We start from the raw sequence: 20877 nt of genomic DNA on the forward strand, positions 1-20877 counted from the left end.
GTGCGTCACTTGGGGCGTCAGAAGATACTGCGTGGCCGGATCGCGTTCGCGAGATCAACAAGGCGGTACCGGTGGCGGCGTTCCGGTGCGTTACGGGCCAGAATGCGAAGCGCACGCTCGGTACTCCCGCGGAGGGACTCCTCAGTGAGCGTGACGCCCAAAAACGGCTCGGGGTAGCGTGCATGGTTTCCCGTCCGCAGCCAGTCGAGCGCCACGCCGAGAACCACGACGCGCATCTGCAGGGAGCGCCGTTCTGTTTCAGGAACCATCTCGACCCGGCGGGCCGCCTCACGCAATTCGAGCTCATTGATCTGGTCGACCGGCCTGCCGCCGATCAATGCCATGACGCTCGACAGACGAGCGACATTGTAATGCCGCGAACTTAGGGGAACCTGGTCAAGTTCGGTGACCGCACCGGCACGGTTGCCTGCGTGGACCAGCTGGCGAGCGAGCCCGAATGCTGCGCTGACGACATTCCGGTCCGTGCGCCAGACACTGCGGTAATACTTCTCCGCGAACCGGTGCCACACCTCGTCGTCGTCAGTCTCCCAGTGGTCGAGGATGAGCTCAGCGGTGGCGGCGAGCGCGACTTTAGGGGCGTACTCGCCGGGCAGCGCACTGAGCACTGATTCGAAGTGGTCGAACGCTTCCTGAAATTCGCCAACGAGTAATTCGGTGAAGCCGCTGAACCAGTCAAGTCGCCAGTCCGCCTGGTTGTCGGTTCGCAACTGGTTGATGAGCTCGCGGGCCTGTTCCGGCTCGCCGAGATCGATGTGGGCGCGGATCTCAGCGAGCGGCACCGCGAGACTCTCCTCGAAGTCGGCTGACGCGCTGGTATCCGCCGCGGCGGCGCGGTCCTCACTGGCCGTTTCGCGAATTTTGCGGATCGAATCGAGGATCTCACTGGGGTCGCTGGCTGCCGTGGCGGCGAGCAAACGAGCAGCCGGGTCCGATGGATCGACGAGCGGCAGCGGCAGCGCAGCAACGACGTCGCGGGCTTCGACGTGCATGTCGCGCAGATGCCCATCCACGTAGACGTCTGTCTGGCGGACTGCCTGATCAGTGCCGAACGCGGTGCGCTGAGGACTGAACATCGTCGACATGCCTGGATGGGGCTCGCCGCGTTTCTGTGCGAGCGCTTCCCGCAGCACACCGGTCAGCTGCCGCGACATTTCTTCTGCGGACGTGAAACGTTTTTCCGGATCGGAGTTTGTCGCGCGCAGCAGCAGCCGATAGAAAAACTCGTGCTCGCGGAACAGCAGCTCCTGGTCTGGCGTGGGCAGACCGGGTTTGTAGACGCCGTTTTCCGTTGGCATCCGCGTGGTCAGAGCAGCGAGGGTGCGGCCCGCGGTGTAGATATCCGACGCTACGGTCGGTCCAGTACGGGCGAGTTCCGGGGCCTGGAAACCGGGGGTGCCGAAGATGTAGCCGTAGCTCTCGATCGCAGCGACGGCGCCGAGATCGATCAGCTTGATGCCCTCATCGGTGATCATCACGTTGTCGGGCTTGAGATCGTTGTAGGTGAGTCCGAGCGCATGAAGATAGCCAAGTGCCTGCAGGGTTTCCTGGATGAGGACGATCGCATGCTCGACGGGCATGCAGACGTCGGAGTCTCCCGTGGCCTTGCGCCGGTTCTGCACGAGGTGGCGCAGCGTAGTACCACCCACGTATTCCATGACGATGTAGCCGACGGTCTCACCGCTACGGTTCACGTGCTCGACGAAATTGTAGATTTTGACGATGCTCGGATGAGAGACCTCAGCGAGGAACCGCCGTTCCGCCATGGCGACGGCTTGAGCTTTTGCGTCCCCGGAATGAAGGAGGCCTTTCAGCACCACCCAGCGGTCTTCGACGTTGCGGTCGATTGCCAGGTAGATCCAGCCGAGTCCGCCGTGCGCGAGGCACCCGCGGATCTCATACTGACCGGCGATGATGTCGCCCTCGCGCAGCAGTGGCGTGAACCAGTAGGGATGTCCGCAGGTCCCGCAGACACCGTCGGGCTCGGCCTTCTCACCGCCTCGCGATCGTCCCACGGGTTCACCGCAGTGGAGGCAGAAACGCTCTGATTCGGGGACTGCGGGGTTTGTCAGAATCGCGGTGGTCGGGTCGATTGGCGGGACTGCCGGGATTTCGACGAGCCCTCCGCCCAGTCGGAGATTGCCGCCGGTCCGGGTGCGCACGAAGCGTCCGCCTGACCGTTTGGTTCCGCCTGTGGATACGACGGTCGCCGAGGTCGCATCACCTGACGCAGGTGCCACGAAGACGGTTCCGCCGGCCGTCATCGTGCCAGGTTCCATGTGTACCGCCTGAGTGCCTTCATCAGTTTCGGCGGTGTCCTCGCTCCCGACGTGAACCGCCGCGGTTGCGGCGGCATCTGCCGGGTGACCGCTGTCAGAAGCGGCGGCGTGATCGGGAGAAGGATGATCTGTCATGATGGCGAACCCTGTGCGGCTAGTCGGGATCTAGCGGGGAGGCAGAGGCGAAGCACGCTAATCGCCGTACCGGGGAGGGGGTGGTCCGGGTGACGGCCCGAGCACCGAGAGCCACCCCTGGTAAAGCCGATTCCAGGTGCCGTCGGTGCGGATCCGTTCGAGCGTATTGTTCACAAATCGGACAAGGTCCTGATTGTTGATGTTGATGCCGACCCCATACGGTTCCGAACTGAGAAATCCGCCGACGATCTCGAGGTAGGGATCCTGGGCGTTGAGTCCTGCCAGGATGGAGTCGTCGGTCGAGATGGCGTCCGCTTGACCCTGCTGCAGCGCCACGAGGCAATCAGCCCAGGCGGGAACGCCCAAGATCGTCGCAGCAGGCTGTAGGCGCTGAATGCGCGCGAGAGACGTTGTTCCCCGCACGACGCAGACGGTTCGGTCCGCCAGATCCTCGGCGCTGTTGATGCCGGAGCCGCTGACCGTGAGGATGCGCTGGTAAGCCTGGAAATACGAGGTGGAAAACTCGACGCGCTCGCGCCGCTCGCATGTGATGGTCATCGTCTTCACAACAACGTCCACTTGCGAATTTTCCAGAGCAGTCAACCGCTCAGCGGAGGTCAAGATCTCGAACTCGACCCGGTCGGGATCACCGAAGATGTCGCGCGCGATTTCGCGAGCGATGTCCACGTCGAATCCCACGAGGTCTCCAGTGAGGGGATCACGGAAGCTGAACAGGTTGCTTCCCGCGTCCAGTCCCACGATGAGGCGTCCGCGCTCGTAGATCTCGGAAACCGGGTTCTCCGGTCGGATTTCTCCCGGCGGCGGATTGGGCTCGGTGGGGCGCAGGCTCGCGGTGGGGTCACATTCGAGGCTTGGTGGCGGCTCGACCTCGTCCGGCTGGGGGACGATCTCAGCTCCGCTTGGCATCGGCATGGATGGATACGTCTGCGGGACACCCGGCGCGGGATCTGGCAAAGCACACCCCGAGAGGGCAACAACGGCTGCCAGGCCCAGGCCTGCTAGCGATGCCATACGGCGTGACGGCCGGTTCATTGGTACTCCCGCAGCCGGGGCCATACGCCAGCGGCGATCGCAAGGCCAGCGGCGACCGATAACCCGAGTACGCCGCCGGCGGCGAACACGAGCGCAGTGCGCGCACGAATCAGCGAGCTCCGCATCTCTGCCCGGGTGTCATTGATCCCATCCTGGAGCGCACCGTCGAGTGCCGCGAAGTTCGCAGTCGAGTCTCGTTCACCGGGGCCGACGGCGATTCGGGCTGCTCCAAGGTGATCCCCTGCGCTGTAAAGCTCTGTCAGCCGATCGTGCGCCGCAACCCACTGGGCATTCGCGGCTATCGCGCTGTCGATCGCGCGACGTCCGACGGACACTCGGTCATCGTCTTGCAGCTGGTCGAGCCGTTCGGTGAGTTTCGCCGAGGTGGAGCGGAAGTTGGCTTCAAGCTCAGCTGCCTCACCGCGCCGTGCAAGCCCGAGCGTTTCATCACCGCGCGCTTGCTGTGCGAGTATTCGCATCGTCGCGAGAGCCTCCAGCGGGCGGGCACCCTCATCTGCGGCGCGGGTCGCTTCGGCACGTGAATACAGCCCGACGGTGAGAAGCCAGACGAGAACCAGCGTCATGAGTAGTGTGCTGACAAGCCAGCCGACGTTGATGGTTCGCTGAGTCTTACGGGCGAGCCGGAATTGCGCGCCAACAAGCGCCACGATGACGAAAAATACCGCGAACACCGCGAGCCATGGCGGGCGGATGAACGTCTCGTGCGCCGCAGCAACCCGGACGGCCCGGGTCCGGTACAGGTCTTCAGAAAGTGGCAGCACCCGGGTGCGCATCACATGCGATGCCTCGTTCAGGTACGCCGCCCCTACGGGATTGCCGACCCGATTGTTGGAGCGGGCGCTCTCGACAAGGCCTGTGTAGACCGGCAACTGCATAGCTATTTCCGCGAGCAGCCTCTGGGCGCGTGAATTACCTTCGCCCACCTGCGACGACGCATTGACCAGCGCGCGTGACGCATCCATCGTTGCCTGTAGGTAGCGGGTGCGCAGCTCCTCAGGTTCGATTCCACCGAAAACGAACGCGGTGCTTGCCGCGGCGTCAGCGATCGATAGGGCGCTATACAGCTCCAGCGCGGAGTGCGCGATGGGCTCTGTACTGCTGATCATCGTGTCAAGCTGATCCTGGCGAGCGCTGATCGACGTCGCAGTCACCGCCCCCGCGGTGATGCACATCAGGATGAGGACAAATCCCGCGAGCACAAGTTTGCCCGGGCTCGAGTTCGCGACGTCGCTGACGAGGCTGGCTTGAGTGGGGTAGTACTTCGCATATTTTTTTCGCGGCGCAGGCTTATGCGCCTTCGGCATCAGCCATTCCGGTGTGGCTTCGGCATCCGGTAAGGCTGCAGATGGGTCTATGCCGAAACGGTTGAATCCGAAGGACGCGGGCTCGTGCTTCTGCGCGCCTGAAGACTTAGGCATCGCGTTGCACCTCCCGAGAGCGTTCGCCGGGCCCCTTATCCTGTCGTATACCTTTCATCTTCTCCTGTGGGCGTCTCATTACGTTCGTCCGGGGGTCGTGTCGCGATCGTGATGTGTTTGCGACAACACCATTACTGTGGGGGACGTAATCAGTAGCGGATTGAGGGTGCGTAATGCGTGGCGACGGTGACGGCTGGGTGATCGGCGGCGACGGGGCGAGACGCTGGGGTAAACATGGCGCGGCGGGCCTTCTGCTCCGTGCCCCGGGCGAGGGCGGAACTTCCGTCGTTCTGTTACAGCACCGTGCAGAGTGGAGCCACCAGGGCGGCACGTGGGCATTGCCGGGCGGTGCGCGGGACAGTCACGAATCCGAGGTGCACGCAGCGCTCCGCGAGGCGCAGGAGGAAGCAGGCATTGCGGCGGATCGGATTCGCGTGCGCGCAGTAGTGACTACCGCGGGTGAGTTGCCTGGATGGACCTACACGACTGTTGTCGCTGACGCTGAGGAGACTCTCGAAACAGTCCCGAATCATGAGAGCCTCGACCTGGAATGGGTGCGTGAGGGCGAGGTCACCGAGTACCCGCTACACACTGGCCTCGCGGCAAGTTGGCCAGCACTGACTGCCCGTCCGTTGCGTCTGATCGTCGACACCGCCAATGTGGTGGGGTCACGGGCAAACGGATGGTGGCGCGACCGCGTCGGCGCGACCCGGGCGCTTGCGGAGGAAATTGTATCCACGCTGCCCAGGACGGTGGCATTGCCGGACGGTGGCTACGGGTGGCTGACAGAACTCGATCTTGTCCTCGAAGGCGCCGCACGCGCGATCGAACGGCTGCCGCTCAGCCGCCTGCATCACGCTTCGGGCAGTGGCGACGACGAAATCGTGCGGTTGTGCTCCGTGGCGGACCACGCTAGTCAGTCGGCTGTGCACACGGTCGTGGTGACGGCGGACCGGGGTCTGCGAGACCGGCTGCCAACGGGTGTCAGCATTCTCGGACCGTCCGCTTTGCTGTCGTGGCTCGACAGCGCCGGTGAGGTCGCCGCGCGAGCTAACCGGTGAGTGCCGCTTTTATTCGCTGCGCCGCCGCGTGGGGGTCGGTGGCCTCAGTAATCGCGCGCACAACAACGATGCGCTGCGCGCCCGACGCGACTGCCTCAGGAAGACGTTCCTCATCGATGCCGCCGATCGCGAACCAGGGCCGCGCGGGAGCATGGTCGGCTGTCGACCGCACCAGCCCAAGCCCTGCCGCGCTTCGCCCGGGCTTCGTCGGAGTTGTCCAGCAGGGGCCGACACAGAAATAGTCGACACCTTCCTCAATCGCGGCGTCTCGTGCCTGTTCCGCATTGTGAGTTGAGCGGCCGATGAGGGGCCGCTCTCCGAGAATTTTTCGTGCGTAATGAACGGGCAGGTCGTCTTGCCCGAGGTGCAGGATGTCTGCGCCCGCAGCGAGCGCAATGTCGGCCCTGTCGTTCACCGCGAGGAGCGCGCCATGACGTTTCGCGGCAGCGCCGAGAATTGCGAGTGCCGCGATCTCGTGCTGCGCCTCGAGCGGACCGTATTGCTTCTCACCTGGGGAGCCCTTGTCACGCAGCTGGATGATGTCGACACCACCAGAAAGCGCGGCCTCGGCGAATTCGGCTAGATCGTCTTTATCGCGCCGAGCGTCGGTGCACAAGTAAAGCTGGGCCGTTCGAAGTCGTTCACGCGGAGATTCCACATTGTTGACCGTATCGGGCTACGGTGGAGATGTCACACAATCTCGCGGGAGCTCATGGAACGTGGGCTGAGAGGGAGCGCGCCGCTCCGACCGTCAAACCTGATCCGGATAATGCTGGCGCAGGGAGTACAGGAACAGTGAAGGATAAATCAGGAACTCTGGCTATTGTCGGTGGCGGTGTCATCGGGCTCGCCGTCGCGTGGCGGGCGTCAATTGCGGGCTGGCGCGTCACTTTGTACGAGCCATGCCAGGCTGAACAATCGGCATCGTGGGTTGCTGGCGGCATGCTTGCCCCCCTCAGCGAGGGCTGGCCTGGCGAGGAGCGATTGCTCGAGCTCGGTCTCGCGTCGCTCGCCCGCTGGGATGATTTCGCGGCGGAATTAGACGCGTTTGCCGCCGGAATTGTCACGTCGCGGTCGACGGTCACGGTCGCGGTCGATGAAGCCGACGCGCGGGACCTGAGTCGTATCCGGGACTGGCTCGCGGACCAGGGCCATCCCGTTGGTGCGCTCAGTCGCGCGGAACTTCGGGACGCTGAACCCGAACTCACTCGTGCCCTGCGGCCTGGCTTCAGCGCTGATGCGGAGCGCGCGGTAGACAATCGGAGACTCCTCAAGGCCCTCACGGCCGCTTGCCACGCCTCGGGAGTGCAGCGGATCGCGGAGCGGGTCACTGATATCGATGTCCTGCCGCACGAACAGGTTGTTGTCGCAGCCGGGGCATGGACAGGCAAACTGGTCAAAGGAGCCCCCGTGCGACCGGTCAAAGGGGAGGTCCTCCGCTTGCACCGCCGTAACGGTGCACCGGCGCCGCCAACGCGGACCGTGCGGGCGTGGGTGCACGGCCGCCATGTGTACCTGGTGCCGCGCGCGCATGGACTCGTTATCGGTGCCACGCAGTACGAAGCAGGGTTCGAAACGCAGGTCACTGCCGGTGGTGTCCGCGATCTCCTCGCTGACGCAGAGGCCATTTTCCCGGGGATCTCGGAGTACGGGTTTGCCGAGTGCATCGCAGGATTGCGTCCTGCTACCCCCGACAACATGCCCCTGCTCGGGCGTATAGACGAAAGAGTGACTCTAGCTGCGGGGCACGGTCGCGGGGGCATTCTGCTCGCACCGCTCACCGCCGACGCCGTCGTCGCGGAGCTGAGCGGTGCGCCGCTCGACGAAACGAAACACACGAATCCAAGGAGGTTCTCATGAGCCGTCAAACGAACGGTGCGATTCGCGAAGTCCAGGTCAACGGCGAATGGCGAGAGTTTACGGACGGGAGTTCGCTCACTGACCTGCTGAGCTCGCTCGGCCTGCCGGAGAAAGGCCTTGCCATCGCGGTGAACGGTGACGTTGTGCCTAAGGCTGACTGGCCGCAGACTCTCGTGCACCCGGCATCGCGCATCGAGATTGTCACGGCGGTGCAAGGTGGGTGACTTACTCGCAATCGCTGACCGCACGTTCACCTCGAGACTCATCATGGGTACTGGGGGTGCTTCGAATCTGGATGTCCTGGAGGAGGCGCTCGTGGCCTCGGGGACCGAGATGACCACGGTGGCAATCCGCCGAGCAGACCTCGCGGGCGGCACCGGTGTACTGGACTTGCTCAAGCGACTGGGAATCCAGATGCTGCCGAACACGGCGGGCTGCCGCACTGCTCGGGAAGCAGTATTGACTGCGAAGCTCGCGCGCGAAGCGCTCGAAACGGACTGGGTGAAGCTCGAGGTCGTCGCGGATGACCGCACTTTGCTTCCCGATCCGACGGAACTGCTTAGCGCGGCGGAACAGCTCGTCGATGACGGCTTCACGGTCTTGCCGTACACAAACGATGATCCTGCGCTCGCGAAGCGACTGGAAGAAACGGGCTGTGCAGCGGTGATGCCGCTGGGTTCGCCGATCGGTACCGGGCTGGGGATCAACAACCCGCACAACATCGGCATGATCGTGGCACGCGCATCTGTGCCCGTGATTCTCGATGCCGGGATCGGCACCGCGAGTGACGCGGCCCTCGCGATGGAACTCGGCTGCGACGCGGTGCTCCTTGCCACAGCAGTCACTCGTGCTGATGACCCCGCTCGTATGGCCGCAGCAATGTCGGCCGCCGTCACTGCCGGGCGTCTGGCGAGAGAAGCGGGCCGCATCCCCAAGCGGCTCTGGGCTGAAGCCTCGTCTCCCGAGCGGGACGGAGTCTGAGGCGGCGGCACCCTTCGGGACTGGCTCAGGGGGATCGTCTCAGGGGCGAATCATACTCAGGTATGACGGAGATCAAGACTTCCGGACGATGTGCGCACTTCCCGGTGTAGGGCACACTTCTGGTCATGATCGAAGTACGGGGCCTGACCAAGGTGTTCGGGCAGACGAAGGCGGTAGACAACCTGACCTTCGACGTCCGCCCTGGCATTTTGACCGGCTTTCTCGGCCCGAACGGTGCGGGGAAGTCCACAACGATGCGCATGATTCTGGGGCTCGACCGACCCACCGCGGGGACTGCGACCATCAACGGGAAGCACTACCACGAACTAAAGGATCCATTGAGGCATGTCGGGGCCTTGCTGGACGCCAAGTGGGTGCATCCCAACAGGTCGGCGCGCAGCCACCTGCGGTGGATGGCGGCCACCAACGACATCCCCACCAAACGGGTGGACGAGGTGCTCGAAATGGTGGGGCTCACCGCGGTCGCGGGTAAGAAGGCTGGCGGGTTTTCCCTGGGTATGTCGCAGCGCCTGGGTCTCGCCGCTACCTTGCTCGGTGATCCCGAGGTTCTGCTCTTTGATGAGCCCGTCAACGGTCTGGACCCTGAAGGGATCCGCTGGATCCGGTTGTTCATGCAGCAGCTAGCCAGGGAAGGCCGCACGGTTCTGGTGTCGAGCCACCTGCTGTCCGAGATGGCGCAGACTGCTGAGCACCTAGTCGTGATCGGCAAAGGACAGCTGATCGCAGACACCACGGTCGACGATTTCGTCGAGCGCGCAAGCGCAGCAACGGTGCGTGTTCGTTCACCGCATGGCGATACCCTCCGGACTGCACTCACCTCACAGGGGCTGACTGTGCGAGAAGAAGGCAATGGGCCTGACGGCACGCCGTCGTTCCTCATTCCCGGAACGACGACCGAAGCGATCGGTGAGCTCGCAGCTGAACACCGGATCACGTTGCACGAGCTCGCAGCACAGCGCGGATCGCTGGAAGATGCGTTCATGAAACTGACTGGTGACAGCGTCGAGTACCACGCCGCCGGTATCGAAAGCCAGGGAGGTGCCCGCTAATGGGCGTCATCGCAGCAGAGCGCATTAAGCTCACCTCAGTCAAGTCGCCGTGGTGGTGCAGCGGCATAGTCATCGCCATTGGAATCGGTTTCGCGTGGCTCATGGGCTTCTCCGCCAAAATGGCCTGGGAAAACTATAGGGAGATCGATCAACCGGGTTTCGAACAATGGTTTCTGAACCCGTTTGAAGCCACCCTGGGTATTCATCTGTTCGGTGTCACAGTGCTGATGATTCTTGCGGCACTAGTTGTCACTAGTGAATATCGGTTTGGTGTTGTGCGTAATACCTTCCTCGCCACAAACCACCGCGGCAAGGTGCTCTTGGCAAAAGCCGGAATAACCGCAGTCCTCGCAGCCGTCCTGACCGCGCTCGTTACGGTCGGTGCACTTCTCCTCGCGCGGGCAGCTGCTGGAGCAGAAGCAGGCGCGCAACTCAGCCTCAGTGGTACCGAGTCGGGCCGGTTGCTTTACGCCATACCGATTTACGCGGCGCTCGCGATGTTCCTTGCAGTGGGGGTAGGGGCAATCGTGCGGCAGACCGCGGGTGCGGTAGCCATCCTTCTCCTGTGGCCGCTGGTGATCGAATCAATTGTCACGGTGCTGCCCCGAGTGGGCGAACATGTGGGCCCGTTCCTGCCATTCGCGAACGCCAATCTCTTCCTGACCGGCGACACGATGCCAGGCATGGATAACTTCCATTGGGGACCATGGGGCGGAATTGCCTACTTCGCAGGGTTCGTCGCGATTGTTTTCGCCGCAAGTATTGCCCTCGTGAACTCCCGGGACGCCTGAGAATCTGAGACAATAGATAATGCCTGGTGATTGCTAGTCGGGAGTAATCACAGGGAACCGGACTCCGGGGCGGTGGTGCGCCTCGTTGAGACCGGGCCGAGGAACCCGGTGCTCCCAGTAGCGCCGGGTTCTTCGCTATCTAGGCGCAAGTGGTCGCCATTATGGTGGAATTGACCGATGCGTTTCTTTGCGCGATTGATCATGGCGCGTTCCACTGCAGCGACCCTCACTGTCAGCGCCGCCGCACTCTTGTTTCTCGCGGGGTGTGGGCAAGACGAATCGGACGCTGTCGGCGTCTTGGAGCCCGAAGTCGCTCATGATCTGTCGCCGCTCGAGTACGCGGAGTATGTCCGAGACAAGCTATCGGTCGATGCAGTGTGGTCCCACATGGAATCGCTGCAGCGAATAGCTGATGAGAATGGGGGCACCCGCGCCGCGTTCACACCGGGCTACGAGGCGTCGCTAGACATGGTCTCCGACCAGCTGCGAGAAGCTGGTTTCGAGGTCGAGACGCCGGAGTTCGAGTTCGAGCGTTTCCAGATCGCCGCTCAGCGCCTCACGCTTGGGGGCCGGGATGTCCTCAGCCGTGCGATGCGGTACTCGCCTTCGACTCCAGATGGGGGAGTCGCTGCCGAACTCGTCGTTCTCCCGACAGGAGCCACGGGGTGCACGGATGGTGACTACGACGATCTCGATGCGGCCGGGGGGATCGTGCTGGTCGACAGGGGCGAGTGCAGCTTCACGGAAAAACAGCAGGCCGCGTCGGACCGCGGAGCTATCGCGGTCATCATCGTTAATACCGAGGACACCCTTATTGATGGTTCGCTTGGCAGCGGACCTGAGGCGCGGGTTCCTACCGTGCTGACGACCCGGGGCGAGGGCGAGCGACTGCGCGACGCGAAGGACGAGGACGTGACGCTGCTCGTTGACGCACAAACGTCGATTCAGCATTCCCGCAGTGTGGTGGCGCAAACACGCACTGGGTCCGCGACGGACGTCATTGTCGCGGGTGCACATCTTGACAGTGTCGACGAGGGGCCTGGAATCAACGACAATGCCTCCGGGGTGGCGGCGCTGCTCGAAACAGCGCTGTTGCTCGGGCCTGACCCAGACAGCACCCACGCGGTACGTTTCGCGTTCTGGGGCGCGGAAGAGAACGGACTCGTGGGGTCAACAGACTACGTTGATGGGCTGTCTGAATCTGAACGCCTCGATATTGCCCTTTACCTGAATTTCGACATGATCGCGTCAGAAAACGCTGGCTACTTCGTGCTCGACGGCGAAGGGAATGCGGACGAGGACGCTGAGCCGGGTCCTGAAGGTTCAGCGGGGATCGAACAACTTTTCCGCGCCTATTTCGATAGCGCTGGCGTCGAGGCAGAGGGCTCGGTGCTCGATGGCCGCTCGGACTACGCGCCGTTCATGGCCACCGGGATCCCCGTCGGAGGCATCTTTACCGGGGCTGACGAGGTCATGACTGAGGCGCAGGCCGAGGCATGGGGTGGTGTTGCGGGCAGGCGCTTTGACCGCAACTACCACACCGATGCCGACACCCTGGAAAACAGCAATCGCGAGGCGCTGACGCTCACAGCTCCCGCCGTCGCTTACGCGGTGGCGTTCTATTCGCAGGAAATCGACGGGGCGTACGGAGTGCCGGCCCGGGACGACAGGGAGCTGCTGCGGCAACCAGTCAGTTGACGCGTTCGATGATCTCTGGAACCAGCTGGTCCAAGGCGTAAGGAATACTCAGCACCGTCGCCATCGACATGGCGACACCGGTTGAGGAATCGACAACGACATAACGGTTCTCCCTGCCCACGCCCGTCGACTGGAATGCGGCGTCGTCTCGAAGAACTTCTGCAGCATTGTGGTTGGCGAGCACCACAAGGATGTCGGATTCGAGCAACGGCGCGTTCTCGGCGGAAACGTCGACATAGAACTGGCCCTCTTGCTCCAGCTCTCGAAGCTGCGGGGGAAGCGTGAAGCCCAGCGCCTTCATGAACTGGCCGCGGCCGTCCTCCTCGGTGTACGTGTAGTACCCACCGGCCTCATTGAGGAGCATGACTACACCGGTTTTGCCCGCGATCTCGGGATGGCCGGAGCGGACCTGGGTGAACAGGTCTTCGGTTTCGGCGACGACTTCTTCAGCGCGGGCAGGCTGGCCGACAGCGGCGCCGATCATTCGGGTGGCATCTTGCCAGGGCACGCCCCAGTCGATGAACTCGGCGGGACGAACGATAGTGGGCGCGATCGCGCTGAGTTGCTCGTAAGTTGACTGGTCAATCGATTGGTTGATGGCGACGATCAGGTCTGGATCGGTACTGGCGATCAGCTCCACGTTGATGCCGTCCGAGTATTCATGAACAACGGGTTCAGTACCGCCCAGCGCATCTATTGCCCACTCGCCGACACTTGCCTCGGTAGCACCGCCCCACGGCGTGACCAGGACTGGGATGACGTCCAGGGCGAGCAGCGCGTCAGTGTCCGCGAGCCCGACAGCCGCGACGCGCTGCGGAGCATCGGTAATCGTTGTCTCGCCGAATTGGTGCTCGATAGTCACAGGGAAAGCACCCTCTTCGGTGGGTGCTGCCGGTAGCGAATTTTGGCCGGATGCGTCCGCGTCGTCGGTCGACCCGCACGCCGCTGTGAGGACGCCGGCGGCGAGAATGACGGAGAGCACGATCTTGCTCTTGAAGCCAGCACGCGCCGCATTACGTCGCCAAGCTTTGTGTGTCACGAAGTACCCCATTCCGTGTGAATGCATTTGGACAGGCTTACCTTACCGGTCTCTCATCTTGCCTGAACGCACACTCGAACACGGCCGCTCACTCATAGCGATTCACGTATTGTTGGAACGGTGACGGACAACGCGCCGGAGCCCGCGGCACCTCCAGCGGAGGACTCCCAGTCGGATGCCGGTCAGGGTCTCACCGAGTGGCTCCAGCGCACCGACCAGAGCCCCCAGTTAGTTGGCTTGGCCAGAAGGATGCGGCGCGCCCTGCCCGGCGACCCGGGTTTCGGGGACCCGCTCTCAACGGCGGGTAAGGGTAGCCCGGGACGCATCGCCCGTGTGATGGAACGCGTCCTCGATCCCGCGCCTGGCACTGCCCGCGAGGTGAGCCTGGGAGCGCTTCAGGTGTGGCAGGCCGTTCTCGAACGCTGCGGTCGGGGTCGCGGGACAAGCGAAGTGACGATTGTTTTCACTGATCTGGTCGGGTTTTCCACGTGGGCACTCGAGGCAGGTGACGACGCAGCGCTGCGGTTGCTCCGCAAGGTCGCGCGATGCGTAGAAACCGAAATCAATGACCATCGCGGACAGGTCGTCAAACGTATGGGCGACGGCTTGATGGCGATATTCCCCGCGCCGAGCCTCGCCATTGAGGCCATCGTCAAGGCTCGGCGCGCCCTGAAAGCGGTGGAGGAGAGTGGCTACAAGCCCAAGATGCGGGTCGGTATTCACACCGGTTCTCCGCGCGCGATCGGGGATGACTGGCTCGGCGTCGACGTTAATGTGGCTGCGCGAATCATGGAGTCCGGCGGAAACGGCGGATTGGTGATTTCGGGACAGACTCTCGATGCCCTCGGTGACGAAGAGCTAGAAGCGTTGGGGCTAGTTGCGAAGCCGCACCGCCGGTTCCTGAAGGTCAAATTGGCAGGCGTCCCTGAGGGTGTGCGGCTCTACACCGTCAAACGCCGCAAAGCGGAGGCCAGTTAGCTGTCGAGTGGGAGCAGGCGCCATAGCGGTGAAACTGGCCCATGGCCTGCCCCGAGGGGGTAGGCGGATTCGAGGCACTTCGTGACCCACCGCTTCGCGAATGTCACCGCTCCGGGGACCGAGTAGCCGTGGGCAAGCGCGCACGCAGTCGCGGCGGCGAGAGTGTCGCCGCCCCCATGGTCGTGTCCGGTTTGCACACGGTAGCTGGTCAGTTCGTGCCGTTCGGTGCCGTTCGTCAGCAGGTCACGGCTCTCCGCCGACGAACGAAGGTGACCACCCTTGATGAGCGCCCATTCGGCACCCAGTTCGAGGAGTTTCTCCGCGGCGTGCGCTTGCGTTTCACTATCAACTACGTTGATCCCGGTGAGGAGCCGAACCTCGTCGAGGTTGGGCGTGACGATGGTGGCCTGGGGAATCAGCAAGTCGCGCAGCGCTTCGAGAGCATCCGAACGGAGCAATGGGTCGCCGTGCATAGAGGCAGCAACCGGATCGACGACGAGGGGTATCTCCTGCCCTTTGCTTGTATTTCCGATGCCGAGGTCCGCGCACTCGGCGACTACCGCTTCGATGATCGGCGCGGATGACAGCATTCCTGTTTTGGCGGCACCGACACTGATATCCGTCACCACAGATCGGATCTGGGCGGCAACAGTCTCCGGCGGGATTTCGTGGACACCTGTGACACCGACAGAGTTCTGCACGGTTATCGCCGCTACGGCAACACATCCGTGCACCCCGCACAACGCCATTGTGCGCATGTCAGCCTGAATGCCCGCACCACCGCCGGAGTCAGATCCGGCGATGGTGAGGGCGCGCACGGGCGTTTCGCCAGGCTTACTTACAGGGAGCAGCCAGTCCATGAGGATTCCGCTAGCGAGACGTGAGCGGCAAGTACACCTGATTGCCATGTTCCGCGAACTCGGCGGATTTCTCAGCCATGCCTTCCGCGATCACACGGTCGATGTCTTCTTGCGTGGCGAGGCCATTCTGTTCGGCGTAATCGCGAACATCCTGACTGATGCGCATGGAGCAGAACTTCGGCCCGCACATCGAACAGAAATGTGCAGTTTTCGCGGGCTCCGCGGGGAGCGTCTCATCGTGGTACTCGCGAGCGGTGTCCGGGTCCAGCGACAGGTTGAACTGATCAACCCAGCGAAACTCGAACCGCGCCTTGGATAGCGCGTCATCCCGTTCTTGCGCGCGGGGATGGCCTTTCGCCAGATCCGCTGAATGTGCCGCGATCTTGTACGCAATGACGCCCTGTTTCACGTCATCACGATTAGGCAGCCCGAGATGCTCCTTCGGTGTGACGTAGCACAGCATGGCGGTACCGGCCTGAGCAATCATCGCAGCACCAATGGCCGACGTGATGTGGTCGTAGGCGGGTGCGATATCGGTTGCGAGCGGTCCCAGCGTATAAAAGGGCGCCTCCTCGCAAAGTTCCTCTTCGAGCCGGACATTCTCCGCGATCTTGTGCATCGGCACGTGTCCGGGCCCCTCGATCATGACCTGAACACCGTACGACTTCGCAATCTTCGTCAACTCGCCCAGCGTGCGCAGTTCAGCGAACTGAGCTTCGTCGTTGGCATCGGCGATCGAACCAGGCCGAAGGCCATCGCCAAGCGAGAACGTCACGTCGTACGTGCGGAGGATTTCGCACAGCTCGCGAAAGTGCGTGTAGAGGAACGACTCCCTGTGATGAGCGAGGCACCACGCGGCCATAATCGAACCGCCGCGTGAGACGATGCCGGTGACTCGCTTTGCCGTCAGTGGAATGTAGCGAAGCAGCACACCCGCGTGCACGGTCATGTAGTCGACGCCCTGCTCGCACTGTTCGATCACAGTGTCCCGGTACATCTCCCAGGTGAGCTTCGTAGGATCGCCCTTGACTTTCTCGAGGGCCTGATAGATCGGTACTGTCCCAACCGGCACGGGTGAATTGCGCAGGATCCACTCGCGAGTCTCGTGAATGTCCTTGCCGGTGGAGAGATCCATGATGGTGTCAGCGCCCCAGCGGGTCGCCCACACCATTTTCTCGACCTCTTCGGCGATGCCGGAACTCACGGCGGAGTTGCCGATATTCGCATTGATCTTCACGCCGAAGGCCTTGCCGATGATCATCGGCTCGATTTCCGGGTGTTTGTGGTTGGCGCAGATTACCGCGCGGCCTGCAGCGACCTCATCGCGGACCATCTCTGGTGCAACGCTTTCGCGGGCCGCGATGTAGCGCATCTCGTCGGTGATGATCCCGGCGCGGGCCCACGCGAGTTGCGTGGACGCGCCATCAACAGGGGCAGGCTTGGCCCAGTTGTCCCGCTGCTTTGGCAGACCGTTTTCAAGATCGATCAGTGCGGTGGTATCCGTGTACGGCCCCGACGTGTCGTACAGGTCAAGATGGTCACCGTTGGTCAGGTGTACTCGGCGCATGGGAAACGTGAGGCTCTTCGTTTCCGGTACTGGCTTGTAGACCTTGCTGCTGCCCTCGATCGGGCCAGTGGTGACAGTGTCGACAACAATGGTGGTGGCAGAATTCTTCGACAAAATTCCCTCCCTACGCCGGCATTACCCGGTCAGGTTCATACGGTCGACGGCCCGATAGCCGTCCTCTCAGCCCGCTGGTGCGAGCCCCCGTTGGAGATGTGCAGTTGCGTTCACCACCATAGCGGACGGCACGAGATCGTGTGACCCGGACGACAGACACAGTGACGACGCGGAGCTCAACGATGAGCGCGAATCGCGATCCGGTGGGAAGCTGTCACTACAACACTCAACGTACGGGAGGCGCGATGGCAGCTAGCGAACACTCCATTGAGGTGCTCGATAACCAGTCCCGGTCACGGTATGAGATCTGGGTGGACGGCGTGCTCGCGGGAATCGAAGGGTACGAAATCGCAGATGACGGCGTGATCACCCTGCTCCACACCATCATCGACGAGGACTTCAGCCGCCAGGGTTACGCGCGCGCGATGGTGCGCGGCATCCTCGATGGCATGCGTGCCCGCCAGCAGCAACTCCGCCCGCTGTGCACCTATGTGCAGCGCTTCCTTACCCGGTTCCCGGAGTATCAGGATCTGACCGCGCCACTGCCCGAGGGGGCCGCACACCGCGTTCCGTGACGGCACACCGCCACTCCCGATGGCACACCCAGTGCAGAGGGGTCCTGGTCGGCAGTCACGGTGTGCGGTGCTGGGAGGCCTTACTGCACCGCAACGTCCATGATGACGGGGGCATGATCACTCGCGCCTTTGCCCTTACGCTCGTCGCGGTCGATCCGGCCGCCCGTGACATGCGTTGCTGACGACACCAGCATGTGATCGATACGCATGCCCTCCCGGCGGGGGAACCGCAGCTGGGTGTAGTCCCAATAGGTGTAGACACCAGGTCCCGGCGTGAACGGACGGACCGCATCGCTGAACCCCAGGTCGGCGAAGCGCTGGTAAGCCTTCCGCTCAGGGTCCGAGACGTGCGTCGAGTTGCCGAAAACGGCCATGTCCCACACGTCCTCATCCAGGGGAGCGATGTTCCAGTCACCGACGAGTGCCAGCGGCCTATCAGCGCTGGCATCGAGCCAGCTCGCGCTCGCATCCCACAGCGCATCGAGCCAGCGCAGTTTGTACTCGTAGTGCGGGTCATCGAGTGTCCGGCCGTTCGGCACATACAAGCTCCACACCGTGACGCCGCCACAGTCGGCGCCGATCGCACGTGGCTCAAGCTGGTCGCGAAAGGCGGGCTGGCCGGGGAAGCCGATCTGCAGCCTGGAGAGTCCGACGCGAGAGGCGATGGCGACGCCATTCCACTGATTCGTGCCGTGGTGGGCTACCTCGTAGCCGATTTCTTCGAATGCCAGGGCGGGGAATTGGTCATCACGGCACTTTGTTTCCTGGATGGCGAGCACATCGACGTCGCTTCGGGAGAGCCATGAGGTGATTCGGTCGATACGTGCTCGCGCAGAGTTGACGTTCCAGGTGGCGATTCGCATCAGTCGTCGTGTCCAAACGGGTCGGGAACGGTGCCTGGCGTCCAGGACAGCCCTGGCACGCCCCAGCCGTTCTTTTTGATGGTCTTTTTCGCGGCGCGTGCGTTGCGCCCGATGAGCCGGTCCACGTAGAGGAAGCCGTCAAGGTGTCCGACCTCGTGCTGCAGGCAGCGAGCGAACAGCCCGGTCCCCTCGACATCGACGGGATTGCCCTGAACATCGACGCCAGTGACTCGCGCCCAGGCTGCGCGTCCCGTGGGGAACTGCTCGCCGGGAACCGAGAGGCATCCCTCGAGGTCATCCTCAGGATCAGGCATTGTTTCGGGTATTTCTGATGTCTCGAGCACGGGATTGATGACCTCACCGGTGCGGCGCACTACGGTCCCGTCTTCGTCGCGGTCGGGGCAGTCATAGACGAAGACACGAAGGTCGACGCCGATCTGGTTAGCTGCCAGGCCGACACCATGCGCCGCGGCCATCGTGTCGTACATATCCTGTACGAGATCGGCCAGCTCTTGCGGTGGCTGTTCGACAATTCTGGTCGGTGCGTGGAGGACCGGATCGCCGACGACGCGGATCGGGTGGATTGCCATGATCCGACAGATTACTGATTCCGCGTGCCAATCGAGAAATGCGGGCCTTGCAGGGTGCCGCCGCGCGGGGACTCGCCGCAGCGAGCGACCGGAGTTCAATGCTCAACGGTGGTTCAATGAAGGGCGAAAGACATGCACGTAATTCCCTGAGGAGCGAGATGGAAAGCGCAGCAGCGCGAGCCGGGCAGCCAGCGCAGGAACCGCACGGATCACTTGAGGCGCCTGCACCAGATCTCGCGATTGACGACGATTCGGGCCTGTCCCGGCGAGAGCGGGACATCCTTGCGTTCGAGCGGCAGTGGTGGAAGTATGCGGGCGCCAAGGAAGAAGCGATCAAGAACCTCTTCGGATTGTCGGCGACGCGCTACTACCAGGTGCTGAATGCGCTGATCGACCGGCCCGAGGCGCTGAGCGCGGACCCGATGCTCGTGAAGCGGCTCCGGAGATTACGTGCGGGTCGCCAGAAGGCCCGCGCGGCGCGCCGCTTGGGCTTCAGGACCACGTAGTCGGGAGATGACCGGTGAGTACCCCACGCCCTGATGTGAATCGACTGCCGTTGCGGTCATTCGCATTCATGTTGCTGTCCGCGGCAGTCGTGTTCATTGCCATCGGTGTATTTGTTCTGCGCGATGCCAGCGCCGATTCGGAGCCGCAGGCTAGTGCGCCGCTGGCGGCGACGACGACAACTGCAGCGCCCACCACGACAGCAGAGCCGACGCCCGAACCCACTCCGGAGGAAACCACGACTCTCGCGCCGCCGCCGGTGCCTGCTGTGCAGGTCCACGTGCTGAACAACAGCACAGTCCAGGGTCTCGCCGGCCAGACTGCAGATACGCTGCGCGGTTCGGGCTGGCAGGTCGGCAACACCGGCAATTACAGTGCGAGTGTTGTCGGTGGAACGACCGTCTACTACGGCGATGCGCCCGGCGAACAGCAGGTCGCCGAGCGGGTCGCGGCGACGCTTGGGGCGTCGACAGCTCCGCGGTTCGCCGGCATATCAGATCAGCCTCCCGGCGTCGTTGTGATCCTCACGGGATAGTGGGGCTGCTCGTCGGTTGTGTTGCCTCCACAGATATGCTGTGGCTGCGACAATGCGGTTCGGCCCCAGCCCGGGCAAAGACCTTTCTGGTGAAGGAGCTTTTGTAATGGCCTCACAGGTACGGCGGACACTCCACGGTCGGGGAGTATCGTGGCGGAACCCGGGAGTGGCTGCGGCGGCAGTCGCGGCGGGCGCGCTCATTATCAGTGGGTGCGCGGCTCCGTACGAGGCGCCGAGCACCATGACTGAAGAAGTGCCGCCACCGCCGGTCTGGACCGGAGAGCCCGAGCCGGTTGACTTCCATGAGGATGAAGATGAGCACGGCGATGAATCCTCCTCGCCGGGCAGGACTCTGGAAGCACAGCTTGCGCTGGCAGACGGTACCGAGATCGGCCTGGTCACGTTTTCGGAGACAGAGGATTTCCTCCGGATCCGCGCTGTGATTCAGGCTGATCCAGATGACCTGAGTCCCGGATTCAAGGGCTTCCACATTCACGAAGTCGGGGCGTGCGAGGCGGAAGACGGGGAAGATGCCTTCACGTCCGCTGGCGGCCATCTCGACCTCGAGGGTGCGACCCACGAAGGTACCGGGGCTAGCGGCGACCTCGTCTCCATCCAGATCCTCGAGAATGGTCGCGCTGAGCTTGTCACGCTCACGGACCGCGTCACTGTCGATGATCTCCTCATCGGTGATGGGACGTCGGTCATCGTGCACGAGGGACCTGACAACTTTGCCAACATCCCAGACCGCTACGAGCACGCTGAGGGTGACGACGTACCCGACGAGCAGACACTCGCCACTGGAGATGCTGGCGCGCGCGCTGCCTGTGGTGTGATCGAGGTAAGTAGCTAAACGCACCGGAAGAA

21 protein-coding genes and 2 riboswitches are annotated in these 20877 nt (G+C 63.1%); of the genes, 12 read left to right on the forward strand and 9 right to left on the reverse strand.

Going from position 1 to position 20877, the window contains the following annotated elements:
- Positions 1 to 17: 17 nt before the first annotated feature.
- From AS9A_RS02595 to AS9A_RS02605, 3 genes are read right to left on the reverse strand one after another with little or no spacing between them, the layout of a single operon-like run.
- Positions 18 to 2432 carry a serine/threonine-protein kinase gene (locus tag AS9A_RS02595; protein WP_013805336.1) on the reverse strand — a complete coding sequence of 805 codons (2415 nt, stop codon included), beginning with the start codon at positions 2430 to 2432 and terminating at the stop codon, positions 18 to 20.
- 57 nt (positions 2433 to 2489) lie between these two features.
- Positions 2490 to 3485 carry a transporter substrate-binding domain-containing protein gene (locus tag AS9A_RS02600; protein WP_013805337.1) on the reverse strand — a complete coding sequence of 332 codons (996 nt, stop codon included), beginning with the start codon at positions 3483 to 3485 and terminating at the stop codon, positions 2490 to 2492.
- On the reverse strand, positions 3482 to 4924 hold the full coding sequence (locus tag AS9A_RS02605; protein WP_013805338.1) for an MCP four helix bundle domain-containing protein: 1443 nt from the start codon (positions 4922 to 4924) through the stop codon (positions 3482 to 3484). Before AS9A_RS02605 ends, AS9A_RS02600 begins: the two co-directional genes overlap by 4 nt.
- Positions 4925 to 5097: 173 nt before the next feature.
- On the opposite strand from AS9A_RS02605, the gene AS9A_RS02610 reads away from it, so the two are divergent.
- Complete coding sequence (locus AS9A_RS02610) at positions 5098 to 5985, forward strand: NUDIX hydrolase (protein ID WP_013805339.1); 888 nt, start codon at positions 5098 to 5100, stop codon at positions 5983 to 5985.
- Here the strand turns inward: AS9A_RS02610 and thiE are convergent.
- Positions 5975 to 6643 (reverse strand): thiamine phosphate synthase, encoded by a 669-nt coding sequence (gene thiE, locus AS9A_RS02615; RefSeq protein WP_013805340.1) that lies wholly within the window; start codon positions 6641 to 6643, stop codon positions 5975 to 5977. The genes AS9A_RS02610 and thiE overlap by 11 nt on opposite strands.
- A 34-nt stretch (positions 6644 to 6677) precedes the next feature.
- Positions 6678 to 6786, forward strand: a riboswitch (TPP riboswitch).
- Here thiE and thiO point away from each other — a divergent pair.
- The 6 genes from thiO to AS9A_RS02645 all read left to right on the forward strand — a co-directional run bounded on the left by thiO (position 6781) and on the right by AS9A_RS02645 (position 12385).
- Entirely contained in the window at positions 6781 to 7845 is a 1065-nt protein-coding gene (gene thiO, locus AS9A_RS02620) for a glycine oxidase ThiO (RefSeq protein WP_041451426.1), read from the forward strand. (Overlaps the previous riboswitch by 6 nt.)
- Entirely contained in the window at positions 7842 to 8069 is a 228-nt protein-coding gene (thiS, locus tag AS9A_RS02625) for a sulfur carrier protein ThiS (RefSeq protein WP_013805343.1), read from the forward strand. The genes thiO and thiS overlap by 4 nt, the downstream gene beginning before the upstream one ends.
- Positions 8062 to 8826 carry a thiazole synthase gene (gene thiG, locus AS9A_RS02630; protein WP_041450807.1) on the forward strand — a complete coding sequence of 255 codons (765 nt, stop codon included), beginning with the start codon at positions 8062 to 8064 and terminating at the stop codon, positions 8824 to 8826. Before thiS ends, thiG begins: the two co-directional genes overlap by 8 nt.
- Before the next feature lie 125 nt (positions 8827 to 8951).
- Positions 8952 to 9896 (forward strand): ABC transporter ATP-binding protein, encoded by a 945-nt coding sequence (locus AS9A_RS02635; protein WP_013805345.1) that lies wholly within the window; start codon positions 8952 to 8954, stop codon positions 9894 to 9896.
- Entirely contained in the window at positions 9896 to 10687 is a 792-nt protein-coding gene (locus AS9A_RS02640) for an ABC transporter permease (protein ID WP_013805346.1), read from the forward strand. The genes AS9A_RS02635 and AS9A_RS02640 overlap by 1 nt, the downstream gene beginning before the upstream one ends.
- A gap of 177 nt (positions 10688 to 10864) precedes the next feature.
- Positions 10865 to 12385: a M28 family peptidase gene (locus tag AS9A_RS02645; RefSeq protein WP_013805348.1), complete on the forward strand. Its 1521-nt coding sequence runs from the start codon at positions 10865 to 10867 to the stop codon at positions 12383 to 12385.
- Here the strand turns inward: AS9A_RS02645 and AS9A_RS02650 are convergent.
- Positions 12378 to 13424 (reverse strand): iron-siderophore ABC transporter substrate-binding protein, encoded by a 1047-nt coding sequence (locus AS9A_RS02650; RefSeq protein ID WP_158307339.1) that lies wholly within the window; start codon positions 13422 to 13424, stop codon positions 12378 to 12380. The genes AS9A_RS02645 and AS9A_RS02650 overlap by 8 nt on opposite strands.
- A 120-nt stretch (positions 13425 to 13544) precedes the next feature.
- Between AS9A_RS02650 and AS9A_RS02655 the strand changes: the two genes are divergently transcribed.
- Positions 13545 to 14402 (forward strand): adenylate/guanylate cyclase domain-containing protein, encoded by an 858-nt coding sequence (locus AS9A_RS02655; protein ID WP_041450808.1) that lies wholly within the window; start codon positions 13545 to 13547, stop codon positions 14400 to 14402.
- Here AS9A_RS02655 and thiD read toward each other — a convergent pair.
- Together thiD and thiC are read right to left on the reverse strand one after the other, a co-directional pair.
- The gene (gene thiD, locus AS9A_RS02660) at positions 14399 to 15262 is read right to left on the reverse strand and encodes a bifunctional hydroxymethylpyrimidine kinase/phosphomethylpyrimidine kinase (RefSeq protein WP_013805351.1); all 864 of its coding nucleotides are present in this window, start codon (positions 15260 to 15262) and stop codon (positions 14399 to 14401) included. The genes AS9A_RS02655 and thiD overlap by 4 nt on opposite strands.
- Positions 15263 to 15272: 10 nt before the next feature.
- Positions 15273 to 16943 carry a phosphomethylpyrimidine synthase ThiC gene (gene thiC / locus AS9A_RS02665; RefSeq protein ID WP_013805352.1) on the reverse strand — a complete coding sequence of 557 codons (1671 nt, stop codon included), beginning with the start codon at positions 16941 to 16943 and terminating at the stop codon, positions 15273 to 15275.
- A riboswitch (TPP riboswitch) is annotated at positions 16934 to 17044 on the reverse strand. (Overlaps the previous gene by 10 nt.)
- Positions 17045 to 17125: 81 nt before the next feature.
- Between thiC and AS9A_RS02670 the strand changes: the two genes are divergently transcribed.
- The gene (locus AS9A_RS02670; RefSeq protein ID WP_237707867.1) at positions 17126 to 17518 is read left to right on the forward strand and encodes a GNAT family N-acetyltransferase; all 393 of its coding nucleotides are present in this window, start codon (positions 17126 to 17128) and stop codon (positions 17516 to 17518) included.
- A gap of 80 nt (positions 17519 to 17598) precedes the next feature.
- Here AS9A_RS02670 and AS9A_RS02675 read toward each other — a convergent pair whose 3' ends face one another.
- Both AS9A_RS02675 and AS9A_RS02680 read right to left on the reverse strand, forming a co-directional pair.
- On the reverse strand, positions 17599 to 18381 hold the full coding sequence (locus AS9A_RS02675; RefSeq protein WP_013805354.1) for an exodeoxyribonuclease III: 783 nt from the start codon (positions 18379 to 18381) through the stop codon (positions 17599 to 17601).
- Entirely contained in the window at positions 18381 to 18971 is a 591-nt protein-coding gene (locus tag AS9A_RS02680) for a peptide deformylase (protein WP_013805355.1), read from the reverse strand. The genes AS9A_RS02675 and AS9A_RS02680 overlap by 1 nt, the downstream gene beginning before the upstream one ends.
- Positions 18972 to 19129: 158 nt before the next feature.
- On the opposite strand from AS9A_RS02680, the gene AS9A_RS02685 reads away from it, so the two are divergent.
- The 3 genes from AS9A_RS02685 (at position 19130) to AS9A_RS02695 (ending at position 20863) form a co-directional block, all read left to right on the forward strand.
- Complete coding sequence (locus AS9A_RS02685; protein WP_013805356.1) at positions 19130 to 19477, forward strand: DUF3263 domain-containing protein; 348 nt, start codon at positions 19130 to 19132, stop codon at positions 19475 to 19477.
- A gap of 14 nt (positions 19478 to 19491) precedes the next feature.
- Positions 19492 to 20010, forward strand: a complete 519-nt coding sequence (locus AS9A_RS02690) for a LytR C-terminal domain-containing protein (protein WP_013805357.1) — start codon at positions 19492 to 19494, stop codon at positions 20008 to 20010.
- Between the two features lie 106 nt (positions 20011 to 20116).
- On the forward strand, positions 20117 to 20863 hold the full coding sequence (locus AS9A_RS02695) for a superoxide dismutase family protein (protein ID WP_083826432.1): 747 nt from the start codon (positions 20117 to 20119) through the stop codon (positions 20861 to 20863).
- The last annotated feature ends 14 nt before the right edge of the window (positions 20864 to 20877 follow it).

The organism is Hoyosella subflava DQS3-9A1 (genome assembly GCF_000214175.1).
Classification (GTDB): domain Bacteria; phylum Actinomycetota; class Actinomycetes; order Mycobacteriales; family Mycobacteriaceae; genus Hoyosella; species Hoyosella subflava.